This window comes from Pseudomonas sp. R62 (assembly GCF_000257605.1).
Classification (GTDB): Bacteria; Pseudomonadota; Gammaproteobacteria; order Pseudomonadales; family Pseudomonadaceae; genus Aquipseudomonas; species Aquipseudomonas atacamensis.
The window spans coordinates 2,057,031-2,068,176 of the sequence record NZ_JH635999.1 but is presented as its reverse complement, the minus strand read 5'-3'; the positions used below and the strand labels follow the sequence as shown (position 1 = coordinate 2,068,176).

Here is an 11,146-nt window from a genome sequence, read left to right as displayed (position 1 = left end):
GATCGCTTGCGCCAGGCCACCGGACGTCAGGATGTCGGTTGGCTGCGCCCACGCTTTCCAATCGATCCGGTACCGTTTTCCGCGTTCCAGTCTCTCGGCACGGAGGGCGCTTGCCATGAGTAAGTTCTACGACGTGGTCATTGCCGGTGGCGGCGTGATCGGCGCCTCCTGCGCCTACCAATTGTCCAAGCGCAAAGATCTGAAAGTTGCGCTGATCGACGCCAAGCGCCCCGGCAACGCGACCCGTGCTTCGGCGGGTGGTTTATGGGCGATCGGCGAGTCGGTCGGCCTCGGTTGCGGGGTGATTTTCTTTCGCATGATGTCGGCCAACCGCAAGCGCGAAACCCAGGGCGCAGCGGTGGCGGTCGACGCCAGTACCCCGCATATCTTGCCGGAATCCTTCTTCGATTTTGCCTTGCAGTCCAACGCGCTCTATCCGGCGTTACACCGCGAGCTGAAAGACAATCACGGCATGGATTGCAAGTTCGAGAAGACCGGATTGAAATTCGTGATCTATGACGACGAAGACCGGCTCTACGCCGAGCACATCGTCGGCTGCATTCCGCATCTGGCCGATCAAGTGCGCTGGCTCGATCAGGCGGCGTTGCGCGCGGCTGAACCGAGTGTCAGCCATGAGGCGCGCGGGGCGCTGGAGTTTCTCTGCGATCATCAGGTCAGTCCGTTCCGCCTCGCCGATGCCTACATGGAAGGTGCGCGGCAGAACGGCGTCGACATCTTCTTCAACACCAACGTCACCGGCGTGCTGCATCACGGCACTCGCGTGACCGGCGTGCAGACGGCAGAAGCGGGCGTGTTTCACTGCAAGACGCTGATCAACGCCGCCGGTGCCTGGGCGGCGGATCTGAGTGAGTGGGCCACGGGGATTCGTATTCCGGTGAAACCGGTGAAAGGGCAGATCCTGCTGACCGAGCGCATGCCGAAAATCCTCAATGGCTGCCTGACTACCAGCGATTGCTACGTGGCGCAGAAGGACAACGGCGAAATCCTTATCGGCAGCACCACTGAGGACAAAGGCTTCGACGTCACCACCACCTACCCGGAAATCGCCGGGCTGGTGCAGGGCGCGGTGCGCTGTCTGCCGGAGCTGGCGGACGTCAACCTGAAACGCACCTGGGCGGGACTGCGTCCGGGCTCACCGGATGAGTTGCCGATTCTCGGTCCGATGCGTGGGGTCGAGGGTTATCTGAATGCTTGCGGGCACTTCCGCACCGGCATTCTGACGTCGGCGATTACCGGGGTGTTGCTGGATAAACTGGTGAATGACGAACCGCTGCCGCTGGATATCACGCCGTTTCTGGCGGATCGGTTTGCGGTTGCAGCCGTCGAGCCAGTGCCCGCGCTGGAACTGGCCTGATTCTCTCCCACATGATCGTTCCCACGCTCTGCGTGGGAATGCATCAAGGGACGCTCCGCGTTCCAGCTCGGGAAGTGGAACGCGGAGCGTCCCGGGCTGTGTTACCACGCGGAGCGTGGGAACAATCAAATCAAAAGATCGCAGTCTTCGGCAGCTACAGGGAATTCGCATGCATCAGGATTTGCGCGCTTCCTCTTCGAGTTGATCCGATTCAAACAGTTTGGCCAGTTCCGCCCGGGCTTCCTGGGCGGTCTGCAGGACTTTGGCGGCGTCGTCGTAGACGGCGTGTTGCACCTCCAGCACCTGTTCGTCGTGATGCTTGAAACGCTTGATCCGCGCCTCGGCCTGGGCTTGGGTCAGACCGAGGCCGACCAGCGTGCGCCGGCTCATTTCCAGGCTCGAATAATAGGTCTCACGAATCGCTTCCGCGCCGACATCCACCAGGCGATGCACGTGCTGACGGTTACGCGCGCGGGCGATGATTTTCATGTGCGGATAGTGCTTGTGCACCACTTCGGCAGTCTTGATGTTGGTCTCCGGATCGTCCGTGGCGATGACGAAATACTCCGCCTCGCCAACCTTCGCCGCGTGAAGGATTTCCGGGCGCATCGGGTCGCCATAGAACACCGGCACACCGCCGAAGCTGCGCGACAGTTCGATGGTTTCCACCGAGGTGTCCAGCGCAACGAACTTGATGTTCTGCGCGCGCAGAATCCGCGCCACGATCTGCCCCATCCGGCCCATGCCGGCAATCACCACGCGCGGTGCTTCGGTGTCGATTTCGCGGAATTTCTCCGGCACTTCCACCGGCTGCACTTTCGGGCTGACCAGCCGTGCGCAAATCAACAGCAGCAACGGCGTCAGCGCCATCGACAGGGTTATGGTCAGCACCAGCAGGTCGTACAGACGCGGCTCGAACAGGCCCTGATCGCGACCGATCTTGAACACCACGAAGGCAAACTCACCGCCGGCAGCGAGGACGATGCCGAGGCGAATTGCGCTGATTTTGTTCAATCCTCCTGCCACACGTCCGACGACGAACAGCAGCGGCAACTTCAGACCGATCAGCAGCAGGGTCAGGCCCAACACGGTGATCGGCGCGCTCAACAACAGGCTGAGGTTGGCGCCCATGCCGACGCTGATGAAAAACAGCCCGAGCAGCAGGCCCTTGAACGGCTCGATCTGCGCTTCCAGCTCATGCCGGTATTCCGAATCCGCCAGCAGCAGACCGGCGAGAAACGCACCCAGCGCCATCGACACACCGACCAGATCCATCAGCCACGCCGTGCCGATCACCACCAGCAACGCCGTGGCGGTGGACACTTCCGGCAGCCCGGTTTTTGCCACCACGCGGAACACCGGACGCAGCAGATACCGCCCGCCGATCACCACCACGGCAATGCCGCCGAGCACCTGCAAGCTGTGACGGATATCGTCGGCGGTGCTGGTGTGGTGATCGACGCCGGCGAGCATCGGCACCAAGGCAATCAGCGGAATGGCCGCGATGTCCTGGAACAGCAGAATCGCAAACGCGAGACGCCCGTGGGGGCTGGTCAGTTCCTTGCGTTCGGCAAGGCTTTGCAAGCCAAAGGCCGTGGAGGACAGCGCCAGACCGAGGCCAAGCACGATGGCGCTGTTCAGCGGCTGGCCGAACACCGACAGCGCCAGCACGCCGATCACCGATGCGGTCAACAGCACCTGCGCCAGACCGACGCCGAACACGGATTTACGCATCACCCACAAGCGGCGCGGCGAAAGCTCCAGGCCGATGATGAACAGCAGCAACACCACGCCCAGCTCGGAGATATGCGCAACGCTTTGCGGGTTGCCGATCAGGCCGAGCACCGACGGGCCGATGATCACCCCGGCAAACAGATAACCGAGCACCGCGCCCAGTTGCAGACGTTTGGCCAAAGGCACGGTGAGCACGGCCGCGAACAGAAACACGACAGCGGCTTGCAACAGATTGCCTTCATGGGGCATTGGAACGACTCCTGACTACGGGTACGGCGGGGGTGACAAGGATAAGGGTTACGCGGTCTCCAGACCATTCGAGATCCAATGTGGGAGCGAGCCTGCTCGCGAATGCGCTGGGTCAGCCATCTATCCATTGACTGATGCCCCGCCTTCGCGAGCAGGCTCGCTCCCACAAGGGCAGCTTCCATCAGACCTGTAATAATTTGCATCAACTGGTTACATTTATAACCCCTGCGCATCAATTTCCGGAAACGCCATGGCCATCAACTTCGACCTCAACGACCTGCAAGCCTTTCGCGCGGTGGTCGAGCAGGGCAGTTTTCGCAAGGCTGCCGACACCGTGCGCCTGTCGCAACCGGCGCTGAGCCGGCGCATCGAAAAGCTCGAAGACGCCCTTGGCGTGAAACTGTTCGAGCGCACCACCCGCAAGGTCAGCCTGACCCAGGCCGGGCGCGGCTTCATGCCCAGCGTCGAGCGCTTGCTGGATGATCTCGACATTGCCTTGCTCGGCATCAGCGAAGTCGCCTCGACCCGACTGGGCCATGTCACCGTCGCCTGCGTGCCGTCGGCGGCGTACTACTTCATGCCCCGCGTGGTCGCGCGCTATCACCAGCAGTTTCCACGGATCAAGGTCAAAGTCCTCGATTCCAGCGCCCACGATGTGTTGAGTGCGGTGGTCAATGGCGAGGCGGATTTCGGTTTGAGTTTTCTCGGCACGCAGGATGCCAAAGTCGAGTTCGAACCGCTTGTGCAGGAGTGCTACGTTGTCGCCTGTCGTCGCGATCATCCGCTGGCCGGGCGCAGCAGCGTCAGTTGGGACGAGTTCTATCAGCAGGATTACATCGCGCTGGACAAGACTTCGGGCAATCGCTTTCTGCTCGATCAGGCCTTGGGCGGGGTGGTGCCGCAGCGTCAGAGTATCTGCGAGACGCGGCATGTGACGACGATGATCGGCTTGGTGGAGGCGGGGCTAGGCGTGGCGGCGGTGCCGTTGATGGCGATGCCCGGGCCGGATCATCCGATCCTGACGCGGGTGCCACTGATTGAGCCGCAGGTGATGCGCAGTGTCGGCATCATCAAGCGCCGGGATCGCACGTTGACCCCGGCGGCACTGGAACTGGAGCGGCTGGTCGTGGAAATGCGCGTCCAGCCGCCAACGATCAACGCTTGACCGAATCCAGCCCGGTGGCCTGCACGTCAGCCTGAGCGGCCGGTGCCGCGAGGTAGGCGAGCAGGGCCTTGGCTTCTTGCGGATGCTCGGCCTTGACCGGAATGCCAGCGGCAAAACGTGTCACCGACTGTACCGATTCCGGAATTTTCGCGACGAAGCTCACGCCCGGCACCGGCAGCAATTCGCTGACCTGCTGGAAGCCCAACTGATAGTCGCCAGTGGCGACCACCGAGCCGACCGGGATCCTGGCGATCATCTTGGCTTTCGGTTTCAACTGATCTTCGATGCCGAGTTTCTTGAACAGCTGCTGCTCGATATACACGCCGCTGGCGCTGTCGGAGTAGGCCACCGACTGCGCATCAAGCAGGGTTTTCTTCAGGCCGTCGACGCTGCTGATGTCCGGTTTCGCCGCGCCTTCGCGAACCACCATGCCGATCCGCGAATCCGCCAGTTCAACGCGGGAGGCCGGGTCGACCTTGCCTTGTTTGATCAGCTCATCAAGAGCGTAACCGACCATGATCACCACGTCGGCGTGCTCGCCGCGCGCCAGACGGTTGGGAATCGCTTCCGGCGCCTTGCCCATCGACGGGCCGAGGCTGGTGGTCAGCGTGTTACCGGTGGCGGCGGCAAATTTCGGCCCGAGGATCTTGTAGGCGGCAGTGAAACCACCGGAGGTCATCACGCTCAGTTCTTCGGCCTGGGCCGCGAAGTTGAACGCGAGACCGGCGAGCAGGGCGGTGATAGTAAAGAGTTTTTTCATGGCGAGTATTCCTCAGGCCGCGACAGGTTGCAGACGACCACCGGCACGGCGGTACAGGTAAAGCGTGGCGCACAGCGCGCACAGGGCACCGATGCTCATCCAGTAGCCTGGCGCGGCTTTGTCGCCGGTGTACTGGATCAGGAAGGTCGACATCGCCGGGGTGAAACCGCCAAAGATCGCCGTGGCCAGGCTGTAAGCCAGGGAGAAACCGGCGACGCGCACTTCAACCGGCATGATTTCGGTCAGCGCCGGAATCATCGCGCCGTTGTACAAGCCGTAAATGAACGACAACCACAGCAGCGACAGCAGCATGTTGGTGAAGCTCGGCGCCTGCACCAGGAACGACAGCGCCGGATAAGTCGTGGCCAGCGCCAGCAAGGCCATGCCGATCAGCACCGGACGACGGCCGATACGGTCGGACAACGCGCCGCCAATCGGCAGCCAGAAGAAGTTCGACACACCCACCAGCAGCGTCACCAGCAGCGCGTCGGAAGTGCTCAGGTGCAGCACGGTTTTGCCGAAAGTCGGCGCGTACACGGTGATCAGGTAGAACGCGGTAGTGGTCAGCGCGACCATCAACATCCCGCCGAGCACCACGCCCCAGTTCTGGCCAAGGGTGCGGAACACTTCGCGCATGCTCGGGCGATGTTTACGCGCGGCGAACTCTTCGGTTTCGGCCAAGTTGCGGCGCAGGAAGAAGATGAACGGGACGATCATGCAGCCGACGAAAAACGGAATGCGCCAGCCCCAGGCGGCCACGGCTTGCGGCTCCATCCACTGGTTCAGACCGTAGCCCAGCGCGGCAGCAACGATGATCGCCACTTGCTGACTGGCCGACTGCCAAGCAGTGAAAAAGCCTTTGCGACCCGGCGTGGCGATCTCGGACAGATACACCGAGACACCGCCCAATTCCGCACCGGCCGAGAAGCCTTGCAGCAGTCGCCCGATCAGTACCAGCGCCGGGGCGAACAGGCCAATGGTTTCGTATCCGGGCACCAGCACAATCAATATCGTGCCGCTGGCCATGATCGACAGGGTGACGATCAGACCTTTGCGCCGGCCGACGTCATCGATGTAGGCGCCGAGCACGATGGCGCCCAGCGGACGCATCAGGAAGCCTGCGCCGAATACTGCGAAAGTCATCATCAGGGAGGCGAACTCGCTGCTCGCCGGGAAAAACACCGCCGCGATCTGCGTGGCGTAGAAGCCGAACAGAAAGAAGTCGAACTGTTCGAGGAAGTTGCCCGAGGTCACCCGGAAGATGGCACCGGCCCGCGAGCCGTTGGTTGGGATTGAGGCTGTCATTGAAAAGTACTCCACCGCTTTTATGACGTGCGCTACGGAGAGGCGGCGCACGGTTTTTATTGAGGTGGATGGTGGCGCAGATGTAACAATCTGTTAATTGCATTGTTGGCATGGATTGATGCGTGGGGCGGATCAATGGCTTCAGTGCTCGGCGCATTTGTGGGAGCGGGCCGGCTCGCGAAGGCTTTCCGTCAGTTGGCAACGATGGCGGATGTGCCGGCGTATTCGCGAGCAGGCTCGCTCCCACAGGGGATCGGTGGTGATCAGAGAATCAGCGTCCGCCAAGACTTGTGGGAGTGGAACTCAGGTCAAAAACTGTGGTGTAACACCGACCCTGTGGGAGCTGCGATGCGACGATTCGAGTTGCCAGCGATGGCGGTCTGACGGACAAGGCCTCTTACGGCCACCTCCGGCAAAAAACAAGGAATGTTTCCCGCGCCGCGCAGTCGGAGTTCAGGTACTACCTATCTGAAAAAGGTTCACCGATGAACAGCAAAACCCTAATCGCCAGCCTGGCCCTTGTTGCGGGCATTGCCGGGATCACGCCCATTGTTCAAGCGGCGCAAACCTCCAGCGAACCCGCCGTGCAATCGCCGACCAGCGACCGCCAGTTGAAGGTCAACGACCGCGCGCCGGAAATGTACCAGCGCAAAGACAAGGCTCTGGAGAACTGGAAAGCCAAAGGTCTGAAAGCGCCTATCGACCAGGCGCAGTGGGTGCAGATCAATGACCAGTACGTGATGGTGATGATCACCAACGGCACGATTGTCGAGATGCAGCCGGTCGAGAAATAGCTTGATCGCGGGGGAGAGCGTTTACACAAGCTCTCCCTTGTCCCACAGACTCACTAATTCCCCAGGCGCCCGATCCTCCGGCACCTTCAACACCATTTCCCCGGACTGATAGCGCACTTCAATCTGGTAGAAGCGCTGATCCCCACGGCCCGATTCGGTGCTATCGAGTGGCAGGCAACCCTCAAGCACCGAGCAGATCCTTGAACGCTGACTGATATCGCACTGGGCAAATTCGATTTCCCGTGGGCGGCTCAGGCTGTGAATCGCTGCAACGCCACCCTGGCGAGATACGCGCAAAACGGAATCTTTATCCAGCTCGGGTAGCGTTTTCATACGGTCTCCTCGGATTATTCGATACCGACCTGTGCCCAGGCTTGCTGCACTGCGTCGGCTGCTTCGGCGCCGAAGCGCTCGCCGGCGTGGTTGATCGTCAGTTTTGCGAACGCGTCGAACGTTGCGTCCTGTTTCAAACGATCATCACACAGTGTGTCGTACCAGATGCGTCCGGCTTTTTCCCAGGCGAAGCCGCCAAACGCTCGGGCTGCCAGGTAAAACGCGCGGTTGGGAATGCCGGAGTTGATGTGTACGCCGCCATTGTCTTCGCTGGTGATGACGAACTTGCGCATGTGATCCGGTTGCGGATCCTTGCCCAGCATCGGGTCGTCGTATGCCGTGCCGGGGTGCGACATCGAGCGCAGGCCCTTGCCTTGAATCTGTGGCATCAGCAGGTCGGCGCCGATCAACCAGTCTGCCTGTTCGGCGGTCTCGCCGAGGGTGTACTGCTTGGTCAACACGCCGAATACGTCCGAGAGCGATTCGTTCAGCGCGCCGGACTGGTTGGCATAAATCAGCCCGGCTTCGCTTTCGGTGACGCCATGGGCCAGTTCATGGCCGATGACGTCGAGCGAACGGGTGAAGCGCTGGAAGATCTCGCCATCGCCGTCACCGAAGACCATCTGCGCGCCATTCCAGAATGCGTTTTCGTAGGCTTGCCCGTAATGCACGCTGCCGATCAGCGCGAATCCCTGATTATCGATCGAGTCGCGACCGAGCACCTTCCAGAAGAAATCATAGCTGGCGCCCAGCGCATCGTAAGCCTCGTCGACTGCCGGATCCCCCGATGCCGGCTGGCCCTCGAGACGCACCGGCATGCCCGGCAAGAGCATTTTGTTCTGCGCATCATGCACGCTGCGCCGCGCCAGGCCAGGCTTGCTCGCCTCCGGCAGAATCGCCCGCGCTGGCGGCTGCGAAGGACGGCCGGGGTTGGGCAGCAGGCTGCGCACATGATTGAGCGTCTGCATCGCGGCGTTGCGCTGCGGCTCGGAACCGTGGGCAATGATGCGGTTGAGAATGTAGGGCGGGATGAAACTGCGCAGCAATCGAGAGTCGGTCATCTAAGCATCCTTGTCGTCATACGATGTCGATACACATGTGAGCGGCAAGGCGTGTTTTCGGTTCCATGGATTGCCATCGACGCCGGATTCTGCGAAAAACGCCGCCTGCGAACACCTCAAGAGCCAACGACATGACAGACGAACTGCAAATCATCGACCTGCAAACAGGCAACGGCAAAGCCGCGGTGAAAGGCGCGCTGATCACCACCCAATACACCGGCTGGCTGGAAGACGGCACTGAATTCGATTCGTCCTGGAGCCGGGGCAAACCGTTTCAGTGCGTAATCGGCACTGGGCGCGTGATCAAAGGCTGGGATCAGGGGCTGATGGGCATGCAGGTCGGCGGCAAACGCAAATTGCTGGTACCGGCGCATCTGGGATACGGCGAGCGGACCATGGGCAAGATCCCGCCGAATTCGAATCTGGTGTTTGAGATTGAGTTGCTGGAGGTTTTGACGCGGGAGGATTGAAGGGGGAGGAATCATCCAGCGGAGTTTCTGTGCAGCTGGATGATGTCGATGGTTAGCTGCGAAGTTGCATGCTATTCAACTCCCTCGATTTCGAAACTCGGAATGCAGGGTGGACATTGCCACGCAGAGCCAGTGTCAGGCCCATTGCAACGGGCCTGACGGAAAGCAAATGTCCACCTCCAGCCTTGCAGCAGCTGACAGGTTGACCAATGCATCGAGCGAGAATTTGTCGATTTTCCCGTTGAGTACATCATTGAGGCGCGGCTGCGAGATTCCCAATCTCTGTGCCGCGTCCTTTTGAGGGAGCTCCCACGCTCGAATGGTTTCGCAAAGCGAACGCATGAGCTTGGCTCGCAAACGCATGTTGGCGGCTTCCTGAGGCGTGTCCTCCAATGCATCCCATACACTGGAAAATCGTTGGGATGAGTCTTGATGTTCCTTCATGGCTTAACCTATTTCCTGATATCTGGCGCGGGCCAGTTCGATGTTTCTGATTTCCGTTTTACGCGTGGTTTTGTGCATGGCGTGAAGCACATAGATTGCTTCAGGTCGATTGACTACATAAAACACGCGAAACGCCCCTGAGTCCTCGGTGATCCTGATTTCGTTGACACCGCGTCCTACGGTTTTCATAGGGCGCCAATCGAGTGGGGCATCACCCTGTTGCAACAGGTCCAGCTGAAACCCCGCCGCTCTTCGGGCATCAACCGGGAACGCTTTAAGATCTTTCAACGCGCTCCCCACGAACACCACATCCTTGTGTTTCGGCATCGGCTAGTCCTGTGTCAAAAGGAAAAGCGTAATAGCTGAACGTAAGCGGCGACGGTGAGTTGTATTGCAAGAAGTGCCAGTGCGCGTTTGATTTTCAGGTTATATCAGAATCAATATAAAGCAAGCCGCATTTTCCGTTTCACAATTTTCACCGCGAGCGTTTCTGCCGGCCTGGCCGTCAACGTCAGCGCTTAAAACGCTGTGGGATGGAGCGAAAGCTTGTTGCTTCGCCCAAACCGCTCCCGATAAACCGACGGCGGTACGCCCACCACGCTGCGAAACGCCACACGAAAACTCTCCACCGAGCGATAGCCGCAGCGTTGGGCGATCTGCTCGGTGTGTTGATGGGTGCTCTCGAGCAGCTCCCGCGCTCGCGCCAGGCGTTCATGTTGCAGCCAGGCCTTGGGCGTTTGCCCGCTGGCTTCGGTGAAACGCCGTAGAAAGGTGCGCTCGCTCATCGCCGCTTCACTGGCCAGATCGCGGACTTCCAGTGGTTCGTGCAGGCGTTCGCGGGCCCATTGCATGACGCGCGACAGGTCGCTGCGGGGTGTCGGGCTGACCGGGGTGGGGATGAATTGGGCCTGGCCGCCGGTGCGTTGTGGCGACATGACCAGGCGCCGCGCGACGGCGTTGGCGACCTGCGTGCCGAAGTCGCGGGTTACCAGGTGCAGGCAGGCGTCGATGCCGGCGGCGCTGCCGGCGGAGGTGATCAGCTGACCGGCGTCGACGTAGAGCACGTCCGGATCGACCTCGATTGCCGGGAAGCGTTGCGCCAGTTCACCGGTGTAGCGCCAGTGCGTGGTGGCGCGGTGGCCGTCGAGCAGGCCGCTGGCGGCGAGGACGAACACGCCCGAGCAGATCGACAGCAAACGCGCGCCTCGGTCATGGGCCTGACGCAACGCGTCGATCAGCGCAGGCGGTACCGGGGCGTTGCGGTCGCGCCAGCCCGGAATGACGATGGTGCGCGCTGCGGCGAGCAGTTCCAGGCCGCCATCGGCCAGCACCTGAATCCCGCCCATGGCGCGCATCGGGCCTTTATCGACCGCGGCAATCACGTGTTCGTACCAAGGGAAGTCGAACTCTGGCCGGGCCAGGCCGAAGATCTCGACGGCAATGCCGAACTCGAATG

12 protein-coding genes are annotated in these 11,146 nt (G+C 61.0%); 4 read left to right on the top strand and 8 right to left on the bottom strand.

Features of this window, described 5'->3' with window-relative positions:
• Positions 1 to 115 precede the first annotated feature (115 nt).
• Positions 116 to 1,375 (top strand): cyanide-forming glycine dehydrogenase subunit HcnC, encoded by a 1,260-nt coding sequence (gene hcnC, locus OQK_RS27135; protein ID WP_016775223.1) that lies wholly within the window; start codon positions 116 to 118, stop codon positions 1,373 to 1,375.
• A 174-nt stretch (positions 1,376 to 1,549) separates the two neighbouring features.
• Here hcnC and OQK_RS27130 read toward each other — a convergent pair whose 3' ends face one another.
• Complete coding sequence (locus OQK_RS27130; RefSeq protein WP_016775222.1) at positions 1,550 to 3,358, bottom strand: monovalent cation:proton antiporter-2 (CPA2) family protein; 1,809 nt, start codon at positions 3,356 to 3,358, stop codon at positions 1,550 to 1,552.
• Positions 3,359 to 3,608: 250 nt separating this feature from the next.
• On the opposite strand from OQK_RS27130, the gene OQK_RS27125 reads away from it, so the two are divergent.
• Positions 3,609 to 4,523 (top strand): LysR family transcriptional regulator, encoded by a 915-nt coding sequence (locus OQK_RS27125; RefSeq protein ID WP_016775221.1) that lies wholly within the window; start codon positions 3,609 to 3,611, stop codon positions 4,521 to 4,523.
• Here the strand turns inward: OQK_RS27125 and OQK_RS27120 are convergent.
• Both OQK_RS27120 and OQK_RS27115 read right to left on the bottom strand, forming a co-directional pair.
• A complete protein-coding gene (locus OQK_RS27120; protein ID WP_016775220.1) occupies positions 4,513 to 5,283 on the bottom strand; it encodes a substrate-binding domain-containing protein in 771 nt (256 codons plus the stop codon). The two genes, OQK_RS27125 and OQK_RS27120, sit on opposite strands and share 11 nt — an antisense overlap.
• A 12-nt stretch (positions 5,284 to 5,295) precedes the next feature.
• Positions 5,296 to 6,588, bottom strand: coding sequence for an MFS transporter (locus OQK_RS27115; RefSeq protein ID WP_016775219.1), 1,293 nt, complete (start codon positions 6,586 to 6,588; stop codon positions 5,296 to 5,298).
• A 485-nt stretch (positions 6,589 to 7,073) separates the two neighbouring features.
• On the opposite strand from OQK_RS27115, the gene OQK_RS27105 reads away from it, so the two are divergent.
• Positions 7,074 to 7,382, top strand: coding sequence for an RcnB family protein (locus tag OQK_RS27105; RefSeq protein WP_016775217.1), 309 nt, complete (start codon positions 7,074 to 7,076; stop codon positions 7,380 to 7,382).
• A 21-nt stretch (positions 7,383 to 7,403) separates the two neighbouring features.
• Here the strand turns inward: OQK_RS27105 and OQK_RS27100 are convergent, their stop codons facing one another.
• Both OQK_RS27100 and OQK_RS27095 read right to left on the bottom strand, forming a co-directional pair.
• Positions 7,404 to 7,715 carry a protealysin inhibitor emfourin gene (locus OQK_RS27100; RefSeq protein ID WP_016775216.1) on the bottom strand — a complete coding sequence of 104 codons (312 nt, stop codon included), beginning with the start codon at positions 7,713 to 7,715 and terminating at the stop codon, positions 7,404 to 7,406.
• 14 nt (positions 7,716 to 7,729) lie between these two features.
• Positions 7,730 to 8,776, bottom strand: a complete 1,047-nt coding sequence (locus OQK_RS27095) for a M4 family metallopeptidase (RefSeq protein WP_016775215.1) — start codon at positions 8,774 to 8,776, stop codon at positions 7,730 to 7,732.
• A 131-nt stretch (positions 8,777 to 8,907) separates the two neighbouring features.
• Between OQK_RS27095 and OQK_RS27090 the strand changes: the two genes are divergently transcribed.
• A complete protein-coding gene (locus OQK_RS27090; RefSeq protein ID WP_016775214.1) occupies positions 8,908 to 9,246 on the top strand; it encodes an FKBP-type peptidyl-prolyl cis-trans isomerase in 339 nt (112 codons plus the stop codon).
• A 135-nt stretch (positions 9,247 to 9,381) separates the two neighbouring features.
• Here the strand turns inward: OQK_RS27090 and OQK_RS27085 are convergent, their stop codons facing one another.
• The 3 genes from OQK_RS27085 to ftrA form a co-directional block, all read right to left on the bottom strand.
• Positions 9,382 to 9,690, bottom strand: a complete 309-nt coding sequence (locus OQK_RS27085) for a helix-turn-helix domain-containing protein (RefSeq protein WP_016775213.1) — start codon at positions 9,688 to 9,690, stop codon at positions 9,382 to 9,384.
• Between the two features lie 3 nt (positions 9,691 to 9,693).
• A complete protein-coding gene (locus OQK_RS27080) occupies positions 9,694 to 10,017 on the bottom strand; it encodes a type II toxin-antitoxin system RelE/ParE family toxin (protein ID WP_016775212.1) in 324 nt (107 codons plus the stop codon).
• A 191-nt stretch (positions 10,018 to 10,208) separates the two neighbouring features.
• A partial coding sequence (ftrA, locus tag OQK_RS27075) for a transcriptional regulator FtrA (protein ID WP_016775211.1) occupies positions 10,209 to 11,146 on the bottom strand: 938 nt, incomplete at its 5' end.